This is a genomic window from Chryseobacterium daecheongense (assembly GCA_027920525.1).
Classification (GTDB): domain Bacteria; phylum Bacteroidota; class Bacteroidia; order Flavobacteriales; family Weeksellaceae; genus Chryseobacterium; species Chryseobacterium proteolyticum.
Map to the genome: position 1 here is coordinate 4,188,728 of CP115858.1, position 22,136 is coordinate 4,210,863.

Genomic DNA, 22,136 nt, shown 5'->3' on the forward strand with positions numbered 1-22,136 from the left:
TAGGTATATCTAAAATAAATTACATGAAAATAGCATTAGTTGGATATGGAAAAATGGGCAAGATCATTGATGAGATTGCAACAAATAGAGGACATGAAGTAGTTGCCCGCCTTAAAGAAACTCCAACTGCTGAAAACCTTAATAATCCCGATGTTGTTATCGAGTTTTCGTTACCTGAAGTAGCTTTTAATAATATAAAAGCATGTCTGGAAAATAAAATTCCGGTGATTTGCGGTACAACAGGATGGTTAGAGAAAAAGGCTGAAGTAGAAAGAATTGCGGTGGAAAATCAGACGGCATTTTTATATGGTTCCAATTTTAGTTTAGGCGTTAATTTATTCTTTGCTTTAAATGAAAAGCTGGCTGATCTGATGAAAAATGTTAACGAATATTCTTGTCAGTTGGAAGAAATTCACCACATTCATAAACTGGATGCTCCAAGCGGAACGGCAATTTCTCTGGCAGAAGGAATTTTTAGAAATAATCCCAAATTTGATGCCTGGAAGCTTGAAGAAACTCAGGGGAATCAGCTGGGTATTTTCGCTATTCGTGAAGATGAAGTTCCGGGAACGCACAGTGTCTTTTACAGAAGTGAAGTGGATGAAATTGAAATAAAGCATACCGCATTTAACAGAAACGGTTTTGCATTAGGGGCCGTAGTAGCTGCGGAATGGATTAAAGACAAGAAAGGAAACTTTACAATGAAAGATGTTTTAGGGCTTTAACTTGTAACAAATGCTCCAAATAGTAAACTAATAAAAACAGTTGCTCAACACAAATCAATAGAATAAGGCACGAAATTTATGAATTATTTTTTAACTTATACAGTATACGTTCTCATTTTATCCGTATTAATGGGGATCTCAACATGGAAGCTGTTCAAAAAATTAGGGTATAGCCCTTTATTTGCTTTTATACCTTTTTACAATTATTTTATTGTTTTAAAAGAGACCAAACACCCTAAATGGTGGGCTATTTTATCATATTTGCCGATCGTAGGTCCGATTATGATGTCGGTTTTTCATATTTATCTTATGAAAAAGTTTGGAAAAAATCTTTTCCAGCACCAGCTTCTAACTGTTATTTTGCCGTTCATATACATGGCTACGGTCAATTATTCTAAAGATACAGAGGTAGAAGACGAAAATGAGCTATTCCTTACGGATGAAGAGAAAAATGCTAAAAAGAAAGATTCCTTCATAGGTTCAGTGACTTTTGCTGTTGTATTTGCAACGATTATTCACGTTTTTGTAACACAACCTTTCGGTATCCCTACAGGATCCATGGAAAGAACCCTTTTAGTAGGAGATTTCCTTTTTGTAAATAAATGGAGCTATGGATACAGATTGCCGATGCGTCCGCTTGCAATTCCTTTCTTACAGGGAACAATCTTTGATTCCGGAGAAAAAGGAAACCCGAAGGATGATCCCAAATCTTATGTTGATGGAGTGAAGCTACCTTACGCCAGAATAATGCAATTCAGCAAACCTCAGAAAAATGATGTTCTTGTTTTCAACTATCCTCAGGATTCAGTGCATACAGCTATTGACAGGAAAGACCCTTATGTAAAAAGATGTGTGGCAACTGCCGGCGATACTTTTGAAATGAGAGCTGGAAGACTTTTTGTAAACGGAAAACCAGAAACGGTTTTAGGGGATCAGGAAGTTCAGCACGCATATACAGTTAACACAGGTACTCAATTGGATATTCCAGGATTATACAATACATATGGATTCTTGCCCGTAAGAGAAATGCAGACGGATAAAGGATTTGTATACATGTTCCAGGGATTAACCGATAAAACGGCTAAAGAGATCAAAGCATTGCCGAACGTAATTGATATGGAAGAAAGTATTTTTCCTAAGGATTCAGCTACGGTTCAGCACAAGCTTAACGCCGACAGAACGGCTTACACAAAAAGTATCGATACCACTCAATCTATATTTCCTATCAATAAGCCTTGGAATCAGGACTGGTACGGACCTCTTAGAATACCTAAGAAAGGTGATGTGGTCGCAATTAATAAAGAAACGCTTCCGATGTATCAGTGGATTATTTCGGAGTATGAACACAATAGCCTGGAAAATAAAGACGGAAAAATTCTAATCAATGGTAAAGAAGCCAATCAGTATACAATCCAACAGGATTATTATATGATGGTTGGAGATAACAGAGATGCTTCACTTGATGCAAGATTCTTTGGTTTTGTTCCTGAAGAAAATATTGTAGGAAAGCCAATGTTTACATGGATGAGTCTGCAAGGTGTTTTCAAAGATGCCAGCTCTACATATCAGGCGCCTTTCAAGATCCGATGGGAGAGAATGTTTAAAGCTACAAATACAGGAGAAGCCAATAAAACTTCATACTGGTGGATTGCAGCGATGATTCTTATTCTATTCTTCGGATGGGACTATTTTGTTAAACTATTCAGAAAGAAAAAAACTGAGGAGGATTTATAAAGTAAAATAAATTTTAAAATAGAATGAAGTATTTGAAAAAATACTTCATTTTTGTATTATGAATATGAAGAATGTATTATTACCGGTGTTTTATTTACCACCGATTTCCTGGTTTTCAGTGTTTTTAGATCCTGAAAATGAGGTTACTTTTGAACAATTCGAAAATTTTCCCAAACAGACGTACCGAAACCGGGCGAATATTTATGGGGCAAACGGAAAACTTTCTTTGATCATCCCGATCAGTCATACGGGTAAAAGACAATTCAAAGAAATAGAGATCTCCAACAGGGAAGATTGGAGAAAGCTCCACTGGAAATCTATCAAGACAGCTTATCAAAGTTCTCCTTATTTCGAATTTTATGAAGATAAACTGATCAGATTATTTGAATTAAAAGAAAACTATCTTTTGGATTTCAATCTTAAAGGTTTAGAGATCATACAACAAATCCTAAAAACGGAAAAGGCATACTCTTTGAATGAAGAGTATATCAAAAATCCTGAAGAAGTAAATTTCAGAGAAAAATTTTCTGCAAAATTTGCTTCCGAATATAAAATGGATGATTACTATCAGACATTTTCTGATAAAATGGGATTTTTAAGTGATCTGTCAATTTTGGACCTTATTTGTAACAAAGGGCCTGAATCTTTGACTTATATAAAAAATATTAAACAATCATACTAGCATGAAAAAGGTATTATTAGCTGCTGTCTTTTTAGCAGGCTTTAATTCTGCTTTTGCACAGGAAGCACAGGCGAAGAGCGTTGACCCGAAAGAAAATAAAGATTTAATGACCTGGTACCATAAAGATTTTGGAACAACCAAAGTATATGGTGTCAATACAGAAAATGCATATAAATATTTAGAATCTAAAGGTCTGAAGCCTAAGACTGTTGTTGTAGGTGTTCTGGACAGTGGAGTGCAGGTGGATCATCCGGGACTGATCAAAAATATCTGGTCAAACCCGAATGAAGTTCCGGGTAACGGAAAAGATGATGACGGTAATGGCTATATCGATGATGTTCACGGATGGAATTTTATCGGAGGAAAGAATGGTGATGTAGACGTTGATAATATGGAGGTGACAAGGGTCGTAGCTAAATATAAGCCTGTATTCGAAGGAGATGATTCTACTAAGAATAAAGCCAATCAAGCTAAAATGCCTGAAGAGTTTGCCATGTATATGAAGGCTAAAGAACTTTTCACAAAGAAAAGTGTTGAAGCTAAGCAAAGTCTCCAGCAATACACAATGATCAATGATCTGATTCCGAACATGATTAAATTGTTAGGAGGGAAATCAGTGACTTCTGAAAATATTGCTGCTATAAAGGCTCCAACAGAACAAAAAGATGCAATTGCACTTAATATTCTGACTCAGGTTGCCCATAGTCCTGAATTTGCAGGGAAATCTTCTGCAGATTTCGAAACTTCAATGAAGAAAGAAATGAAAGGCGCTATCGATCATTTTGCTCCCGCAGCAAAACAATATGATCTAAGCTATGATACAAGAGCCGAAATTGTTGGAGATAACTATGATGATTATTCTCAAAAAAATTACGGTAATAATCATTATGAGGGGCCTGATGCAGAACACGGCACTCACGTTGCCGGTATTATTGCTGGATTACCTCAAGGGAAAGAAGTTCAGTACGGGGTAGCTTCAAGAGTAGCAAAAATTATGTCTGTGAGAACTGTTCCTAATGGAGATGAGAGAGATAAGGATGTTGCTAACGCCATCAGATATGCTGTAGATAATGGAGCTAAAGTATTAAATATGAGCTTTGGAAAACCAGTGTCTCCGGGTAAAAATGTTGTTTGGGATGCATTCAAATATGCCGAAGATAAAGGAGTTCTCCTTGTAAAGGCAGCCGGAAATGAAAATGAAGATGTTGCTGAGCACCTTGCATATCCTACCAACTTTAAAAATATTACAGACGAAAAACCTTTCGTAAATAACGTGATTGTTGTAGGAGCAAGTACTAATAGAAACAATGAGTTGAGAGCGAGCTTCTCTAACTTTAATAAGAAAATGGTAAATGTTTTTGCTCCGGGTGAAGAGATTTATTCTACGGTTCCAACAAGTGAATATGAATATCTTCAGGGAACTTCAATGGCATCACCTGTTGTTGCCGGTGCTGCTGCGGTTTTATTAGCTTATATGCCTAATTTAAGACCTGACCAGATTATTGAAGCTCTTGTAAAGTCAAGTAATCCAAGTACGGAAAATGGATTTGCTGATCTTTCTCAAGCCGGAGGTGTTATCGATCTAAAGAAGGCTGCTGAATATGCTTATACTAACTTCTATAACGGTAAGATATCATCTGTAAAAAAGGCTACGAAATCCGTAAAAAAGGCCGTTAAAAAATAATATATTTCACTGTATTACAGTGTATGTGATAAAAAGTCCGAATTTTTCGGACTTTTTTGTTTTTATTTTTCAATTTTGGCACGGTTTTTTGTAACTTTAATGTAACAAAAAATAAACGACAAAATGAAAAAGTTACTACTTGCAGGAATGTTGGGAACATCACTTTTTGCAGTGTCTTGTTCCTCAGTGAAAAATGCACAAACATCACAAAACCAAAAATCTGATTTTTTAAAGATTAAAGGAGATTGGGAGATTGTTAGTATCGATTATGATAAAGGATTTAAAATTAAACCGTTTGATGAAGGAGCAGATGCACAATGTTTCGTAGGAAGTCATTGGAGATTGATTCCCAATAACTATACCGGAGCGTATACTCTAAGCGGAGGTGGTTCATGCCCTAGCCTTACACAGCCAATTAAGTTTGAAGTAAAGAACGGAAATACCTTTATGTTCAAAAAGATTGCTACAGGAACAAAAGCTAAGCAAAATACAGTAGGATATTCTTTAAACCTGATCAACCAATCAACAGATCAGTTTTCCCTTGAACAGAATGTTCCTTTTGACGGAAGCACAGTAAGAGTTGTGTATAATTTCCAGAGAACAGGAGTAAAATAATTTAAGTAACAAAAAAAATAAAAAGATGAAATTTAATAAAACATATATCGCAGGTCTTTTCCTATCATCAACATTATTGTTGTCTAGTTGTGAAGCAGTTCAGAATTCTAACCACCAGCAAAGAGGTACAGCAGTAGGTGTTGCATCGGGAGCTGTACTTGGAGGTATCTTAGGTAACAACGTAGGTAAAGGAGGAAACGGAGCTTTAGGAGCTGTATTAGGTGGTATTATTGGTGGTGTTGCAGGTAACGTTATCGGTAACAAAATGGATAAGCAGGCTAAAGAAATTAAAGAAACTTTACCTGGTGCTGAAGTAGAAAGAGTAGGAGATGGTATTAAAGTGACGATGAATGAAAGTATAGTAAACTTTGCATTCGATTCATCTAACCTTACCTCTGTAGCTCAGACCAACCTTGATAAATTAGCTCAGGTATTGGCCAATAACCCAGACACGAACATCAATATCTACGGACACACAGATAGCGTTGGTAAAGATGCTTATAATATGGCCCTTTCTCAGAGAAGAGCAGATGCGGTTAAAGCATATTTAGCAGGTAAAGGAATCGCTTCAGGCAGAATGTTTACGAAAGGAGAAGGTAAAAATATGCCTGTAGCTAGCAATGATACAGAAGAAGGAAGAGCTAAAAACAGAAGGGTAGAGTTTGCCATTACAGCCAATGAAAAAATGATTAATGAAGCCAAACAAGGCAAGTAATTAATTTATTATATAAATATTTTCTTAAAAGACCGCCACGGCGGTTTTTTTTGTATTTTTATGCTGCTCATCTTGAAATTACTATTTTTGCAATTGAAATAACATAAATGAAGAAATATCTTAAACTGCTGCGTGTAGAACAATGGGTAAAAAATTTATTTGTTTTTGTGCCATTATTTTTTTCCGGCAATATCAAAAACCTTGACCTGCTTACCAAGAGTATTTTTGCTTTTGTTATCTTTTCCCTTGCTGCCAGCATGGTTTATATTCTGAATGATTACAATGATATAGAGGCAGATCGAAGGCATCCTGAAAAAAGAAGAAGACCGCTGGCGAGTGGTGCTATCTCTAAATCAAAAGCTATAGGAATTTTAATAGGGCTCGCAATCACAGATATTTTCCTTGTTCTTTTTGCTCAGTTCTATTTCGAGCAGCTTCTCTGGAAATTTGCAACCATTATTGCATTTTATTTTGTAATGAATCTTGCTTATACATTCAGGTTGAAGCATGTTCCTATTATTGATATTTTTATCATAGCCACAGGGTTTGTATTAAGGGTTCTTGCAGGAGGTTACATTACCGGAATCAGTATTTCACAGTGGGCTATACTGCTTACATTTGTTCTGGCATTGGTATTGGCGATAGGAAAAAGAAGAGGTGAATTAATCAATGCGCAGGTTTCGGGTAAGACGAGACGTGCTCTGGACGGTTATAACGTACAGTTTGCCGATATAGCACTGTCTATTTCTGTTACATTGGCCATTATGTGTTATTTAATGTTTACACTGTCACCGGAGGTACAGGCAAAATTTCATGAAAGGGTTTTTTATACCGTTATTTTTGTAGTATTTGCCTTTCTCAGATACCTGCAGCAGACTCTAGTGTATAACAGAACGGAATCCCCTACAAAAATAGTGTACAGGGACAGGTATATACAGGTTACCTTACTATTGTGGGTTGCAACATTTTTAATTCAAATTTATTTTAAAAAATGAAGCCGAATTTCATACAAAAAGTTACCAATTGGGGCAATTTTCCTGTAGTGGAAAAAGAAATGAAGTCTGAAGACAGCTTCAGAAATATAAGGGAATTTGTATTGAACCATAATGAAGTGATCGCGAGAGGGAATGGGAGATGTTATGGAGATGCTTCATTAGGGGAACATATATTTTCGACAAAAAAACTCAATAAATTTATCAGCTTTGACCGGTTGAATGGTATTATAGAATGCGAATCCGGAGTGCTGCTTTCAGATGTTTTGGAAATAGCTGTTCCGCAAGGATACTTTCTTTATGTAACTCCGGGAACCAAGTTTGTTACTGTTGGAGGTGCCATCGCATCAGATGTACATGGTAAAAACCATCATTCAGAAGGTTGTTTTTCAGAATATGTCATTGAGTTTAAACTCATGAATGAAAATGGGGAGATCATAACATGTTCAAGAGAGACGAATTCAGATAAATTCTGGGCAACTATCGGCGGAATGGGACTTACGGGCATTATTCTGACGGCAAAGTTTAAGCTTAAAAATATAGAATCAGCTTATATTCGCCAGGAAAGTATTAAAGCTGAAAACCTTGATGAAATATTCAGGCTTTTTGAAGAAAGTGAAAACTGGACATATACTGTTGCCTGGATCGATTGCTTACAAAAGGGTAAAAATATTGGAAGGAGCATTTTGATGAGGGGAGAACATGCTTTTCAGCATGAACTTCCTCAGAATATGGCAAAAAGCCCTCTACGGCTTAAGAAAAAGTTTCAACCAACTGTCCCTTTTTATTTTCCGGGCTTTGTTCTGAATGCTTTAACGGTAAAAATATTTAATCTGCTGTATTATAAAAAGCAGTCTAAAAAAGAAGTTAAAAGCTTTATAGATTATGAAACATACTTTTACCCTCTGGATTTTGTTACTGATTGGAATAAAATTTATGGTAAATCAGGTTTTATCCAATATCAGATGGTAATTCCTAAAGACTCCGGAAAGGAGGGGATGAAGAAGATCCTGGAAACCATTGCCAATAGCGGAAACGGATCCTTTCTGGCTGTTTTAAAACTCTTTGGAAAGAATAACGAGGAAGCTTACAACTCATTTCCTATAGAAGGGTACACTTTGGCACTTGATTTTAAAGTAAATTCGAAACTTAAAAAGTTGGTAAAACAGCTTGATGATATTGTTCAGGAATTCGGAGGTAGAATTTATTTGACCAAAGACAGCATGAGTAAATCTTCTTTGACGAATTACCTTAAAAATATTCAAAATCCTAAATTTGTGTCGTTACAGCACAAAAGAATCATAAATAATAATTCATAAATGATAGTTCTGGGAAGTACCTCTGAAGTAGCACAAGCCTTTGTTGAAAAGGCTCTGCAGGAAGGTGAAAAATATGAGAAAATCTATCTTCTGACCTCAAATAAGGAAACCACGGAAAGGTTCGCAAGACATATTGATGTTAAATTTCTGCAACAGGCTGAGGTGATTGAGTTGGATTTAATGAAAGAAATAGATTACACCCGATTTGATCATGTCAATTCAAATGTATTATTTTGTGCAACGGGATATTTAGGAGATGGAACAGAAGAAGGTTTGTATGATAATAAAAATACGGAAAGAATAATTAATATCAATTATTCAAAACTGGTTCCTGTGATGAATTATTTTGCCCAGAAATTTGAAAGCAGAAGATCAGGTACAATCATAGGATTGTCATCTGTGGCAGGAGATCGAGGGAGGCAGAGTAACTTCATTTATGGAAGTGCAAAAGCAGCTTTTACAGCCTATTTAAGCGGGCTACGGAATTATCTGTTTGATAAGAAAGTGCATGTGCTGACGATTAAACCAGGGTTTATGGAAACTAAAATGACAGAAGGGCTTCCGTTAAATCCAAGGTTAACGGCCAAGCCAAAACAGGCTGCAGCTTCCATTTACAATGCGTATAAAAAACAAAAAAATGTAGCTTATGTATTGCCTGTCTGGGGGATTATTATGATGATTATCAGGAATATTCCTGAATTTGTATTTAAAAAATTAAAGCTCTGATAAAATGAAAAAATTGTATTGTTTTGATTTTGATGGAACGATTACCTATAAGGATACAATGTTTATGTATCTGAAATTTTATGATTCTACGAAATACCATATACAATTTTTGAGACATGTTCCTCTGTTTATTTTATTGAAATTAAAACTGGCGGAAACGGAAAAGGTCAAAAAAAGCTTCATCGGTTCAATACTGAAAGGACAATCACAAGAAAAAATAGAACGAAAATCGAGACAGTTTTTTGAGCAGCACTATCCTAAGATTGTGCGTGAAAATGCACTCGACTTTATTAAAAATATAGATCGTAATAATACTCAGAGTCTATTAGTTACGGCTTCTCTGGATATCTGGGTAAAACCATTTGCAGAGGAATTGAAAATGCAGCTGGTTTCCACGCGTGCAGAGTTTAAAAACGGTATTTTTACAGGGAATTTTATAGGGAAAAACTGTAACGGAAAAGAAAAACTCATAAGAATCCAGGAGCAGATCAACAATTCAAAATACGATAAAATAATCGCTTTTGGCGATACTTCAGGAGATAAGCAAATGCTGAAATGGGCAAATGAAGGACATTACCAATTTTTTCACTAATTTTGGGAGGTAAAAATGTAACAATGAATAAACTGTTTATTTGGTTCCTTGCTTTTTTCATGAGCTGTACAAGTGCACCGTCTTCAGTATCTAATGATACACAAAAAGGAGGTGAAATCCTTGTTTCTGAATCTCAGGGTGGCACTGAAACCGCTGGCTTCAAAATTCTTAAAAGTGAAGAAGAGCTTCAGAAAATTATAAAAGGTAATTCCAGCCTTGCTGAACTAGGACAGGATGCAGCAATTAAATACCCTGCCTTTCCAAAAAATCAAAAAGCTGTTTTATACAACCTTGGAACTTTTAGGTCAGGAGACCATAAGATCAGTGAGATAAAAAGTCTTTCTGTGAAGGATAATATTTTGTATGTAGAAGTTCCACAGCGTGAGTCCGGAGGAATGGAGATCCAGGTGATATCCAATCCTTGGGTGGTTTTTACAGTTCCTTCCAATTATCAATTCAATTCCGTCGTATTAAAATATTCAAAATAAAATGAATAAAGTATATTTAGATAACGCAGCAACAACACCCCTTTCAGAAGAAGTTATTGATGCAATGGTAGGTACCATGAAGGTAAACTTTGGAAATCCTTCTTCTACACATAGCTTTGGGCAGGAAGCTAAAATCCTGATCGAAAATGTGAGAAGGCAGGTGGCTGATTATCTTCATGTAACGCCCGCTGAGATTATTTTTACATCATGTGGGACAGAGTCCAACAATATGATCATTAAATCCAGTGTGGAACACCTTGGAGTACAAAGAATCATCAGCTCTCCACTGGAACACAAATGTGTTTCAGAGAGTATAATCGATATGAAGGCAAGAAAAGGGGTAGAGGTTGTTTATATCCGTCCGAATGAAAAAGGAGATATCGATCTTAATAAATTGGAAGAACTTTTAAAGGCATCAGATAAAAAGACCCTTGTAAGCTTAATGCATGCCAATAATGAGATCGGAAATATCACCAACCTTAAAAAGATGGCTGAAATATGCAAAGTAAATAATGCACTTCTACATTCTGATACTGTTCAGACCATGGCGCATATCGATCTTGATTTCTCTGACATTCCGGTTGATTTTGCTTCATGCAGTGCACATAAATTCCATGGACCAAAAGGAGTAGGTTTTGCCTTTATCAGAAAAGCGACAGGTCTTAAGGGGATTATCACAGGAGGACCTCAGGAAAGAAGTCTTAGAGCAGGTACTGAGAATGTTGCGGGTATTGTGGGGCTTGGAAAAGCTTTAGAGCTTTCTCTTAATCATATGGAAGCATATACCCATCATATTCAGGAAATAAAAAATTATACCATTGAAAGATTATCTGCTGAAATAGCAGGGATTAAGTTCAATGGAAGAAGTGCTGAAACTGAAAATAGTTTATACACTGTTTTAAGTGCCCTTTTACCATATAAAAATCCGCTAATAGGTTTGCAGTTGGATATGAAAGGGATCGCCATTTCTCAGGGTAGTGCTTGCTCGTCAGGAGCATCAAAACCTTCAATGGTTATGATGATGGTTCTTTCAGAAGATGAAATGGATAATTGTACACCTTTACGTATTTCATTTAGCCATATGACCACAAAAGCGGATATTGATGTTTTCGTAAATGCCCTGAAAGAAATTTCAGATGATTTGGTTATAGAAAAAACAAATGTTCAGCATAGATAACCTTATTGCTGAAAAGTAGTAATTTTGATGATCCAATTAAGGATTAAAAAAACAATAGAATATTAATTTAAATAAAATAAAAAAAATGGCTTTAGAAATTACGGATAGCTCATTTCAGGAAACGGTTTTGAAATCTGATAAACCAGTATTGGTAGACTTTTGGGCGGTATGGTGTGGACCTTGTAGAACACTGGGACCAATCATTGAAGAAGTAGCAACAGATTTTGAAGGAAAAGCTGTAGTAGGAAAAGTAGATGTAGACAACAACCAGGAAATTTCTATGCAGTATGGCATCAGAAATATCCCTACAGTTCTTATTTTTAAGAATGGTGAAGTTGTTGATAAATTAGTTGGAGTAACACCAAAAGAAGTGATCGCAGAAAAATTAAGCGCACACTTATAAAAAAAATAACTTTGATAATGAATGCCTTCCGCTTTTGGGAGGCATTTTTTTAACAAATAATTTGCAGGTAATTAAAAAAGGTGTAATTTTGCAATCACAAAAAAGAAACAAGTTCTTTAACAAAATTTGATCCGGTAGTTCAGTTGGTTAGAATGCCGCCCTGTCACGGCGGAGGTCGCGGGTTCGAGTCCCGTCCGGATCGCAATCAAATTTATTTGAAATTATAGAACTACTGATCCGGTAGTTCAGCTGGTTAGAATGCCGCCCTGTCACGGCGGAGGTCGCGGGTTCGAGTCCCGTCCGGATCGCATATCAAATTTGATTAAAAAACTCAGAACTACTGATCCGGTAGTTCAGCTGGTTAGAATGCCGCCCTGTCACGGCGGAGGTCGCGGGTTCGAGTCCCGTCCGGATCGCAATATAAAATGCTGTAAATATTATTTACAGCATTTTTTGTTTTTAAAGTAAATATAATCGGAAAGATTTCCTTTTTACTTTTGATTTACTTTATAGATATTTGTGGTTGGCATAAAGAAAGAATGTGAGCTTATAATGGAGTTCTACACACAAAAACTACTTCCCTGTCAATAATCAGAAATTTCATCTTTTGTGATAGATTGATCATGCTATCTAAGTATAATTACTTTTTAATTTATCCTTACTCGAAGTAATATCAAATATACATGAGCATTTTTTTACTTTTCTTTTTAAAGGATAGTATTAGCATAAATTTCAGCCTTACTTTATTTATGTAAAGTTTTTTTATCATTCAATTCCGTTTATAAAGAATCATGTAAATGAAACCTATTTTATACGGTGCGAAAAACAAAAAATATTGAAATAAATCAGGAGATAAGTAACAGTTTCTTTTGAACTTTATGCTTTAAAAAGCAAAATACATATTTTAAACTCCTTCCTAATTATATGATTAGTTTGTGTTTATAAATTATTGATAATCATATGGCTAAATCTTTATCGCATTATCCGTACGTATAAATTTCTTATAATAACTTACCCCAGATTTATAAATCTAGATATGCTTTAGTTGTTACCTGTGTAAAGCTAATGCATCTTTGCTCTACAGATAGAAGAATTGTGACCATATCTACTAACGTTTTATTTTTCATGGTAAGGAAAAGTAGAAGTACTGCAAATGTCTTTTTCTGTTATTTCATGTCCCTTATAGTTTTCAAGAAAAATTTAAGTTAACAGGTGTGACTTGAAAGGAGAAGATGTAAAATGATTATAATTATATAGAAATGAATTTCATGAAAGGATGGTATGTTATTTATACCAAATCACGTTACGAAAAAAAAACTGCTCAAATCCTAACTGAGCAAAATTTCAAAGTGTATTTACCTCTCAATAAAACAATCTCTCAATGGAGTGATCGTAAAAAGAAGGTTGAAAAACCGCTTTTTAGTTCTTACGTTTTTATTTATTTAGAAACAATAAAAGATTACTTACGAGCTCTTGCGATTGAAGGTGTGGTCATATTTATCAAGTTTGGAAACCGACTGGTTCGTGTTCTTGATGAAGAAATAGATAGAATAAGAGTATTTCTTAATGAATTCTCAGATGTTGAACTTAGAAATTCATTAGATATTAAAGTTGGGGAGAAGAGGAGAATCACTTCAGGGCCTTTTGAAAATTATGACTGTGAAATAATAAAAATAGATAACAAGAAAAAAATCTGTGTAAGAATTGAATCATTAAAGTATAGTATTTTAGCTGAAATGCATTCTTATCATTTAATTTAAGATCTATAATGGAATTATAAGGATATTAGCTTAATTATTAGAGAAATAAAATACATTGTATGGTATATTCTTATACTATACAATGTATTTATATAATGTTATCCTTTTGTTATTTACTTTCCGCCATTTGCCTTAAGGTCAGCTTTACAATTATTATCCAGTTGAGGAACATTTCCATTTATAATAAAGCCTAAAATATCTGTGGTTTCAGAAGCGTAGTACATCAGACAATTTTGATTATTACAATGGTTTCCATTGGAAGAATCTTTGTGATCTGTCTGCATCGGTGATCCTAGATTTACTAATCCCATCAAATGTCCCAGTTCATGCTCAAGCACTGTAGCTTCAAGTTTTGTTCTGCTGGTCTGCCCAAATCCTCCGGAATTTTCCTGAATTGTTTTTCCGAATAAAGCAATTGAGGTATTGCGGTATGCAATTCCTAACGTATTAGAATTGCCGCTATATTTCCCGTTGGTATATAGAATGTTTACTGCAAGAGTTGATCCGTTGGTAAATACAGTTCGGTTTGTATTCTCAATTTGTCTTATATCATCCGCAGATAAAGTGGAGGAGGACGTTCCTGGAATTTCTCTTTGAATAACGGTTATACCACCATCTTTGCGGAGAAAAGTGGATAGGAAATTTTTCAAATGATCAACAGCTTGCGAATTCGGGGCATATCCCGGCATATACTGAATTTCGATCAATAATGAATTATACCGGTTATTGCTTAAAAGGTCGTTGGCTGACGCTCCAACAGGACGTGTGTGGTTGTAATCTGATGAATCATTGCTGAATTCATTATCTCTGCTGCAGGATATTGTACATAGCAAGGCTAGAAACGGAATAATTAGTTTTTTAATCATAGGTTTTGTGTCTTTTGTTAAATATTTAATAATGCAATATTAGTAAAAATAAGTTTTGTGGTAGCAATATCACAGTAATGTATTTTTTTTATATCTGTTTTTATGTTGAATTCATTTCTCAAACCCGGTAGGTTTGTTTTTATTAATGAAAACAAATTGATTTTTCATAGATAATAATAGTGTCACTCAGCTTTTATACTGATACTTTAATCGTTCTTAACCGTATTTTTACGATATTTTTAACCATCATTATGATTATTCCGTTTTAGGTCTGATATTTGTACTGAGTAGCAAAACTAATCGACCTTTTAAATTTATGAACGTAATTGTGAAAAAATCTTTTTTATACAGTCTTATACTGGTTTTATTTTTAGTATCATGTAAAAAGGAAATTGAAAAAATAAATGATACTTTAGGAACCGATACAACTACCACAGAAAGTCCAAAGGAAAAAACTGATTCAATAAAAAAAGATTCAGTGGTTAAAAAGGAATCTGTACCTCCGGCAATGCAGGAAACCGGCTTTTATAATGCTTTTGTACTTCCAAAAGATAAAAAGCTTAGAGATTCTGTATATGCTGCATTCAGCAAAAAATATAATGAAAGAGAACGGTATGCTATTTTAGCACTGAACAGATTGGATTCTAAAAATAAATGGAATTCTGATACATTGGTAGTTCCTGCCAAAATAGATACCACATTGATGGCTTATTCACCTTTTCCAATGCAATTGGATGTATTGAGTAATGTAAAGAAATTTGTTATTTTTTCATATCCGATTCAGGCGTATGGAGTGTATTCCAACGGGAGTCTTGTAAAGTGGGGGCCAACCAGTATGGGAAAAAAAACCGCACAGACCACAAGAGGATTAACTTTTGCCAACTGGAAAAAGAAGCTTTCCATTTCAACGGTTAGTAGTGAATGGAAATTACCTTATAATTTCAATATTTTTAACACAGGAGGAATCGGATGGCATCAATATGACCTACCCGGCTATCCGGCATCGCATTCTTGCTTACGGCTATTGAAAAATGATGCCCAATGGTTATATTCTTATGCAGATACCTGGATCCTGAATCCGGGAGGAGCCACCACTAAAGCAAAAGGAACTGCAGTAATGGTTTTTGGCGATTACAAATGGGGGCACAGGAAACCGTGGAGAAATCTGTTGGATGATCCTAATGCAAATAATATTTCTGTAGAAGAAATGAATAAGCTCATAGAGCCCCATATTGAAAAAATAATAAAAGAGCAGGAGAACAGGGAAAAAGTAGCAGATTCTATCAAGGCGGCGAAGGCTGTTGAGATTCAGGAACCTGCAGTGAAGCCACAAGTGCTTGCTCCTTAAGACTTCTTTTCAAATTGTAAAGTAGATTCTTCTGCAAATTTTCTGAGTTTCTGCATTTCATCTTTAGCTTTACTTTGTCCGAATCTGGCCGCAGCATATGTTGCGGCAATACAAAGCAGCATGATAAACGAGGCATTGAGTGCCCAAGGAAATTCATTGCTTTTGATTTGTTTTTCTACATAGTACATGGTGAAAAAGGTCATCCATAAAATCGAAAAAGAGAAATAAAGAAACATAAAGAAGGTCCACACAGCCGAGCTTGGCCCGAATACCCCACGGATCACAATATCATCATCTTCTGCCTCCACGCGAAGAGAAAGTCTGGGTTTCCAGTAATTATCATAAGGTGTTTCTACACAGATGGTAGCTACCTCCTTATTGACATTGCCGGAAAATTCTCCTTTGTGTTCCTTGAGGTATTTGTTAAGGTTTTCAGCATATTCTTCCTTACTGAGATGGGTAAACATTTTAAACCTCGGTCGTGTGCGTATCTTATCTAATGTGGTTTCTTCTGTTTTCATATTATTCCTGATAGGGGATTGGGTCTTCCAGAGTAAAGCTCAGTGTAAGTTGCTGGTCTTTCCTTTTTATAAGCATGGTAATGGTTTTTCCTTCTTCAGATTTCATCAGTTCCATAATGTATTCCAAAGTCATATCAAGGGTTTTTCTACCATTGATTGTAATAATCCGGTCGTCTTTTTTTAGTCCTGCTCTATCTGCGGGAGAATCTTTACGTACACCTGCAATAGAAAATAAAGGCTTAAGTACAAATTTGTACTGTAAGTTATTATTAATCACCTCGATTTCGTTACTTGCCTTTTTTGCACCGGTTTCAAGGGCTACAAAATCTTTTTCCCAGGATAATCCATCTTGTTGAAAATCAAGACCACTCATATTAAAGTGGAAGGGGTCGTCATAATTTTTATTTTTCTTTAAGTAGATTTTCTGGTCAGGATAATCAAAAATGATAGTAAATCGGCGGAGAATTTCTCCTCCCACTGAACCCCTTCTGTTTTCAACAAGATTTACATGCTGAATAGAAAACTCATCCGGCATCGCAGTAAGAGGCTTTTCAAACTTAAAATCCCCCAGATAAAAGTTGTGAATACGGCTTCTTTTTCCGTATACATCTCCGTTAAATCCTCTGCCTAAAAAATCATCAATATTGGGACGGTTGTACACAAAATTCTTTATAAGAGTAGGAAAGAGCCATATGGGATCGCTGTTTCCTAAGTCTATAAGGAGTTTGGATGTCTTTTTTTCATTGGTCATTTCAACCTCTGCTTCAATATACGGTTTATTTTTTTCAATAGAAATGGGAAACTCCTCAAATCTTTTGGTTTTTTTCCTAAGCAGTTCAATATCGTTGTAGATGGTAATCTTTTTGGAAACGTAATCTATAGAAACAGCATGATCTTTAAAAAAATGATATCCTATGATGCCGTTAACAGGGATTCCTACATGAGAAGAAATATTAAATTCCTGATTAACGATAATAAAAAGGCTCAGAGATTTATTGATGAAATTTTTTCCTATTGTACCTGTATTATTATCAGAACGAAATCCATCTATACTTGCGTTCCCACCCAAACCTGAAAATTTGATCTTTTCAAGTGTTGTTAGTTTTACTTCTTTGTTTTCGAGGCTGAAAATTGATGTTTCAGCAACTCCTGTATCTAACAAAAAGGTTAGATCTGCTCCATTAATATTGACCGGAATGAAAATCAGATTATTAATCAGCTTAAATGGAACTACCGTCTTTTTAGCATCTTTAATCTCAAAAGAGTTCTGAGCATTGATAAAAATGCTAATCAATAAAAGCCAGATAAAACATCGATATTTCATTTACTGAATATAAGCAATTTATCGCTATGCAAAATAAAAAACATTCTCTATTTTGAGAATGTTTATGTAATTTTTAGTGTTTTGTCTGATATGTTTTATTATCCGTAAATTATTTCGAAAAGAAATCCATGAGGTCAATATAATTTTTTTGATTTACTCCATGTCCACTCATGTATTCTCTGAAAGTAAAATAACAACTCAATTCATACAGCAGATCTGCAGCCTTTCTTCCCCATTCTAATGGAATTACAGCGTCATCGGTTCCATGGGAGACAAAAAATCTAAGCTTTTCCAACTTCTTTTTATCTCTAACGATATCACCTAAGATTTTCTCTTCAGGATAGCTGCTCAAACACGCTACATAATTAAACAAATCAGGATATTGTAATGCCAGCGCATAGCATAAAATCCCACCCTGACTGAAGCCGCATAAATGAGCCCTGCTTTCAGTAATTCCGTATTGATTAATTATTTTTAGAATATTCTCCAGAACACTGTTCAGAGATTCTTTTGCCTGATGGACATCTATAAAGTTTTCTGGATTATTAAAATCAATGTCATACCATGAATATCCTTCGAATTGAGTATTCTTTGGAGCCCTGAAACTAACGATGATCCAGTCGGCTGGGAGGGTTTCCCTGAAACTAAAAAGATCCTGTTCATTGCTTCCATAGCCATGAAGCATAAAAAGTATTGGAGTAGAAGAAGTAATATGTTCTGGTTCTCTTACAATATAATCTAAATTCATACTACAAAGATAAGTAATAAATCAAATTGCTGAATTTTTATGTTTTGAATAATCACGGCTTTAATTTTAACTATAAAATATGAATAATGCTTAAAATCAGACATAAATATTGTTTTTGTTGATTTGATATTGTTTGGAAATCTTTATTGGAAATTTTTCATAAAAGTTATTTTTATATTGATAAAAAACCTATATTTGAAACATTAAAAAATCTATTTGGAGAAATGAAGCAATTTTACAAATCAAAAAGTTTATTAAGACTTTCTTTTTTATTCATCGTATTATTTTCGGTAATTTCTATATTAAATTCTTGTAAAAAAGATGACGACGATGAAGACTTTAAAGATCATATCGTACAATTTGAAGTAAAGGGGAGTACAGGTGTTATTTCAAAAACCATCGTTACTCAGGTTGGAACTACGGTAAATAATATGTATAATACTACATTGACTCCCATTACCCTTCCTTGGTCAAGCGGTGAATTTTTTGTTAACTCCAGCCAGGCCCAGTTAAATCTTTCAGCTAATGCAACGATGCCTGACGATGATTCTAAACTTATTGTAAGCATTTGGATTGATGGAGAAGTGGCAAAGAGTGATACCGTTGTTGGTAAAGGTGTTTTAAGTGCTGCTGTTTTTCACAGCTTCTTGGAATTATAAAAGTATAAATTATAAATAAAGAAAAGACCGCTTATACCAGGCGGTCTTTTTTTGATATATTCTGTTGATGGCAAGTGTAATAGGTTCTGTTGAATTTTTCGTAGGAACGTCTAGTCAAAGTTTAAAAATTTTGTTGTAAAAGAAAAACACTTTGGCAAGCCAAAGTGTTTTTCTTTTATTTGAAATGTTATTATTGAACTTTAATAATGAAGTAACTTTTCTTTCCTTTTTGCAGTAATAAAAATTTACCATCGATCAGGTCACTTTCGTTTGCTGTAAAGGTATCATTTATTTTTTGCTTGTTTACGGAAATTGAATTTCCTTTGATCTCTCTTTGGGCCTCACTTTTAGATTTTAGAAATCCTGATTTTTCTGAAAGAAGATCAATAATGTTGATTCCCAATACATCTGCTTTTGCTACTTCTTTTTGTGGAACTCCGTCAAAAACTTCAAGAAAAGTTTCCTCATCCAGACTTACCAAATCTTCAGCAGTGGAGCGGCCGAAAAGAATTTCTGAAGCCTTTAAAGCCTTTTCATATTCTTCTCTTCCATGAACCCATACGGTTACTTCTTCTGCTAATTTCTTTTGAAGTTTTCTTTCATGTGGAGCTGTTTTGTGCTCTTCTATTAATGCTTCAATTTCTTCTTTACCCAGAAATGTATAAAATTTAATAAATCTTTCGGCATCAGCATCGGTTGCATTCAGCCAGAATTGGTAGAATTTATACGGTGATGTTTTCTTCTTATCTAACCAGTAATTTTCACCACTCTCGGATTTTCCGAATTTGGAGCCATCTGCTTTCGTGATCAAAGGAACCGTTAATGCAAAAGCTTCTCCTTGTGCCTTTCTGCGGATCAGTTCTGTCCCTGTGGTGATATTTCCCCACTGATCAGAACCTCCCATTTGTAACTTTACATTATTATTCTGGTACAAGTGCAGGAAATCATACCCCTGAATCAGCTGATAAGTAAATTCAGTAAAACTCATCCCTTCAGCTCCGGCTTCCCCTGAGAATCTCTTCTTTACGGAATCTTTAGCCATCATATAGTTTACAGTAATGTTTTTTCCCACATTTTTGGCAAAGTCTAAAAACGAGATGTTTTTCATCCAGTCGTAATTGTTTACCAACTCAGCCTTATTGGCTCCATCTCCATCAAAATTCAGAAACTGAGAAAGCTGATTTTTCAAACAGTCGACATAATGTAAAAGTGTTTCCTCATCCAGAAGATTTCTCTCTGCAGACTTTCCTGAAGGATCCCCGATCATCCCGGTAGCACCTCCTACTAATGCAATAGGCTTGTGGCCATGCTGTTGAAAATGAGCTAAAATTTTAATTTGAATAAGACTTCCAATATGCAAAGAATCAGCAGTTGGATCAAAACCGATATACGCAGTAGTTACCTCTTTATTCAGTTGTTCATCGGTTCCTGGCATCATATCAGCAAAAAGACCACGCCATTTTAATTCTTCAATAAAGGAATTCATATTATAATTTTTCTTTAAAATTTAACTGTGCAAAGATAGTAAATTCAGAAGTACGGATGGTAAAGTGTGAGGGCTAAAAAGCGAAAAGCCAAAAAACTGAAAGACAAGAATCCCATACTATATTGGTCAATTTACCTTTCATGATTTCTTGGTGACGGCATAATCATTTTATCATATAAAAGCTGTCGAGTAACTGTTTTACTAAACCTGGATTTTGCGATTTTGCCATTCAGCGTTATTGTCATTTCCCTGAAAATAAATTATATTTGTTACTAATGAACGACGAACAGTTATTTTCACTTATTCAGAAAGCTAAAGAAAAAGACCAGAAGGCCCAGACAAAACTCATTAATGTTTTTTGGGTGGATGTCTTTTCTTTTGTGATGAAAAAAGTCCGTGACGAAAATGATACAGATGAAATTACGGTCAATGTTTTTTCAAAGGTTTTGTCTAAACTGGATATGTACGATCCTCATTTTCAGTTTAAAACATGGATACTGACAATTGCTCAGAATACGGTTATTGATTTTTGGAGGAAGAGAAGCCGTGAAAATCAGGATCCGACAGAAAACCTGGATGAAGTGAAGAACCAGTTTGCCAAATCTCCGGAAGAACTGATGATTTCTGATGAAGAGCAAAAGAAAATCATTAAAACAATTGAATCCTTAGATGCCAATTATCAGGATATCATAAAACTCAGATTTTTTGAAGAGAAAAGCATAAAAGAAATAGCTGAAGAGTTGGGAATTTCCGTTGCAAATACCAAAGTAAGGGTAATGCGTGCTAAAAAAGTCCTGGCTGAGCTTCTCAAAAACAATGAGTTTGATGAGGATTGATAAGCCTTAAGCATTACAATATCTCTGAAGTTTCAAAAGATATGACTACAAATGAAACTCAGCTTTTGTTTTTGGAAACTTAAAAGTTCTTTCTTCTGAATTTCTGTTTTGTAAATTAATCTTCCAGTCTTTTTTAATAACGGTTTCTTTTTCAGATTTTCCGTTGTCTGGATTATCTTTACCTTCTACTTCTTTAGAATATACCAATTGTCCGGTGGAAAGATTATAATCAATATCCGCCCAATAGTCTCCCGGTCTTCCGTAGCTTAGGGAATGACCAATCAGTTCAAAATGTCCGTTCTGAAAACGGTATTTATCCGTGTATCCCCATTTCCAGCTGCTCCCACCAGCCTGAGTAATTTCTAAAATTCCTTTGTTAATGGCCATACTCTGATAAGGATCTCCCATCATTCCTCCATGATTGCTTTCGAGGATGGCTTTTCTTGATTTTTCTAAAATGCCCCACTTACCATTTGTTTTTTTTAGGATCTGGATTTCACGGATATTTCCCATATCCGTTGTATCTTTTGTATTGTAGATAATTACTTTTTCTGGGATTTTATCACCGTCAAGATCGCCATCTACGGTTTCTATAATCTCAGATCCCACCGGTTGAAATTCTTTTTGGGCAGAACAAATGATACTGAAGAATAGAGATAAAAGGAAGAAGGTTGTTTTCATGGAAAAAATTTGGTGATCTAAATTACAATTATATTTTTAATTATGTGTTCCATCA

The 22,136-nt window shown here is 35.0% G+C and carries 23 protein-coding genes and 3 tRNA genes; 20 read left to right on the forward strand and 6 right to left on the reverse strand.

Annotated elements, in window-relative coordinates; all coding sequences use genetic code 11:
* The first annotated feature begins 23 nt into the window (after nt 1-23).
* The 17 genes from dapB (at nt 24) to PFY10_18850 (ending at nt 13,612) form a co-directional block, all read left to right on the forward strand.
* The gene (gene dapB / locus PFY10_18770) at nt 24-725 is read left to right on the forward strand and encodes a 4-hydroxy-tetrahydrodipicolinate reductase (protein ID WBV56238.1); all 702 of its coding nucleotides are present in this window, start codon (nt 24-26) and stop codon (nt 723-725) included.
* 78 nt (nt 726-803) lie between these two features.
* Nucleotides 804-2,459 carry a signal peptidase I gene (gene lepB, locus PFY10_18775; protein ID WBV56239.1) on the forward strand — a complete coding sequence of 552 codons (1,656 nt, stop codon included), beginning with the start codon at nt 804-806 and terminating at the stop codon, nt 2,457-2,459.
* Between the two features lie 64 nt (nt 2,460-2,523).
* The gene (locus PFY10_18780; GenBank protein ID WBV56240.1) at nt 2,524-3,141 is read left to right on the forward strand and encodes a WbqC family protein; all 618 of its coding nucleotides are present in this window, start codon (nt 2,524-2,526) and stop codon (nt 3,139-3,141) included.
* Between the two features lies 1 nt (nt 3,142).
* The gene (locus PFY10_18785; GenBank protein ID WBV56241.1) at nt 3,143-4,825 is read left to right on the forward strand and encodes a S8 family serine peptidase; all 1,683 of its coding nucleotides are present in this window, start codon (nt 3,143-3,145) and stop codon (nt 4,823-4,825) included.
* Nucleotides 4,826-4,948: 123 nt separating this feature from the next.
* A complete protein-coding gene (locus PFY10_18790; protein WBV56242.1) occupies nt 4,949-5,440 on the forward strand; it encodes a lipocalin family protein in 492 nt (163 codons plus the stop codon).
* Nucleotides 5,441-5,465: 25 nt separating this feature from the next.
* Nucleotides 5,466-6,155, forward strand: a complete 690-nt coding sequence (locus tag PFY10_18795; GenBank protein ID WBV56243.1) for an OmpA family protein — start codon at nt 5,466-5,468, stop codon at nt 6,153-6,155.
* 107 nt (nt 6,156-6,262) lie between these two features.
* On the forward strand, nt 6,263-7,150 hold the full coding sequence (locus tag PFY10_18800; GenBank protein ID WBV56244.1) for a decaprenyl-phosphate phosphoribosyltransferase: 888 nt from the start codon (nt 6,263-6,265) through the stop codon (nt 7,148-7,150).
* Complete coding sequence (locus PFY10_18805) at nt 7,147-8,466, forward strand: FAD-binding oxidoreductase (GenBank protein ID WBV56245.1); 1,320 nt, start codon at nt 7,147-7,149, stop codon at nt 8,464-8,466. Before PFY10_18800 ends, PFY10_18805 begins: the two co-directional genes overlap by 4 nt.
* Entirely contained in the window at nt 8,467-9,192 is a 726-nt protein-coding gene (locus PFY10_18810; protein WBV56246.1) for an SDR family NAD(P)-dependent oxidoreductase, read from the forward strand. It abuts the gene before it with no gap.
* A gap of 4 nt (nt 9,193-9,196) precedes the next feature.
* Entirely contained in the window at nt 9,197-9,784 is a 588-nt protein-coding gene (locus tag PFY10_18815; GenBank protein WBV56247.1) for an HAD family hydrolase, read from the forward strand.
* 23 nt (nt 9,785-9,807) lie between these two features.
* Nucleotides 9,808-10,272, forward strand: a complete 465-nt coding sequence (locus PFY10_18820) for a hypothetical protein (protein WBV56248.1) — start codon at nt 9,808-9,810, stop codon at nt 10,270-10,272.
* A 1-nt stretch (nt 10,273) separates the two neighbouring features.
* A complete protein-coding gene (locus PFY10_18825) occupies nt 10,274-11,449 on the forward strand; it encodes a cysteine desulfurase family protein (protein ID WBV56249.1) in 1,176 nt (391 codons plus the stop codon).
* Between the two features lie 85 nt (nt 11,450-11,534).
* Nucleotides 11,535-11,852: a thioredoxin gene (gene trxA, locus PFY10_18830; GenBank protein ID WBV56250.1), complete on the forward strand. Its 318-nt coding sequence runs from the start codon at nt 11,535-11,537 to the stop codon at nt 11,850-11,852.
* A 128-nt stretch (nt 11,853-11,980) separates the two neighbouring features.
* A tRNA-Asp gene (locus PFY10_18835) sits at nt 11,981-12,054 on the forward strand.
* Nucleotides 12,055-12,086: 32 nt separating this feature from the next.
* A tRNA-Asp gene (locus PFY10_18840) sits at nt 12,087-12,160 on the forward strand.
* 34 nt (nt 12,161-12,194) lie between these two features.
* Nucleotides 12,195-12,268 (forward strand) — tRNA-Asp (locus PFY10_18845).
* Between the two features lie 852 nt (nt 12,269-13,120).
* Entirely contained in the window at nt 13,121-13,612 is a 492-nt protein-coding gene (locus tag PFY10_18850) for a UpxY family transcription antiterminator (GenBank protein WBV56251.1), read from the forward strand.
* A gap of 113 nt (nt 13,613-13,725) precedes the next feature.
* Here PFY10_18850 and PFY10_18855 read toward each other — a convergent pair whose 3' ends face one another.
* A complete protein-coding gene (locus PFY10_18855) occupies nt 13,726-14,478 on the reverse strand; it encodes a hypothetical protein (GenBank protein ID WBV56252.1) in 753 nt (250 codons plus the stop codon).
* Nucleotides 14,479-14,806: 328 nt separating this feature from the next.
* Here PFY10_18855 and PFY10_18860 point away from each other — a divergent pair, with 328 nt between their 5' ends.
* Nucleotides 14,807-15,826 carry a L,D-transpeptidase gene (locus tag PFY10_18860; GenBank protein ID WBV56253.1) on the forward strand — a complete coding sequence of 340 codons (1,020 nt, stop codon included), beginning with the start codon at nt 14,807-14,809 and terminating at the stop codon, nt 15,824-15,826.
* Here the strand turns inward: PFY10_18860 and PFY10_18865 are convergent.
* From PFY10_18865 to PFY10_18875, 3 genes are all read right to left on the reverse strand, one after another.
* Entirely contained in the window at nt 15,823-16,347 is a 525-nt protein-coding gene (locus PFY10_18865) for a hypothetical protein (protein ID WBV56254.1), read from the reverse strand. The genes PFY10_18860 and PFY10_18865 overlap by 4 nt on opposite strands.
* 1 nt (nt 16,348) lies before the next feature.
* Nucleotides 16,349-17,671, reverse strand: coding sequence for a PDZ domain-containing protein (locus PFY10_18870; protein WBV56255.1), 1,323 nt, complete (start codon nt 17,669-17,671; stop codon nt 16,349-16,351).
* A 109-nt stretch (nt 17,672-17,780) separates the two neighbouring features.
* Nucleotides 17,781-18,419, reverse strand: a complete 639-nt coding sequence (locus PFY10_18875) for an alpha/beta hydrolase-fold protein (protein WBV56256.1) — start codon at nt 18,417-18,419, stop codon at nt 17,781-17,783.
* 224 nt (nt 18,420-18,643) lie between these two features.
* Between PFY10_18875 and PFY10_18880 the strand changes: the two genes are divergently transcribed.
* The gene (locus PFY10_18880; GenBank protein WBV56257.1) at nt 18,644-19,078 is read left to right on the forward strand and encodes a hypothetical protein; all 435 of its coding nucleotides are present in this window, start codon (nt 18,644-18,646) and stop codon (nt 19,076-19,078) included.
* Nucleotides 19,079-19,268: 190 nt separating this feature from the next.
* Here the strand turns inward: PFY10_18880 and tyrS are convergent, their stop codons facing one another.
* On the reverse strand, nt 19,269-20,564 hold the full coding sequence (gene tyrS / locus PFY10_18885; protein ID WBV56258.1) for a tyrosine--tRNA ligase: 1,296 nt from the start codon (nt 20,562-20,564) through the stop codon (nt 19,269-19,271).
* A gap of 275 nt (nt 20,565-20,839) precedes the next feature.
* On the opposite strand from tyrS, the gene PFY10_18890 reads away from it, so the two are divergent.
* Nucleotides 20,840-21,400 (forward strand): sigma-70 family RNA polymerase sigma factor, encoded by a 561-nt coding sequence (locus PFY10_18890; GenBank protein WBV56259.1) that lies wholly within the window; start codon nt 20,840-20,842, stop codon nt 21,398-21,400.
* A 45-nt stretch (nt 21,401-21,445) separates the two neighbouring features.
* Here the strand turns inward: PFY10_18890 and PFY10_18895 are convergent, their stop codons facing one another.
* Nucleotides 21,446-22,081, reverse strand: coding sequence for a hypothetical protein (locus PFY10_18895; GenBank protein ID WBV56260.1), 636 nt, complete (start codon nt 22,079-22,081; stop codon nt 21,446-21,448).
* Nucleotides 22,082-22,136: the final 55 nt, after the last annotated feature.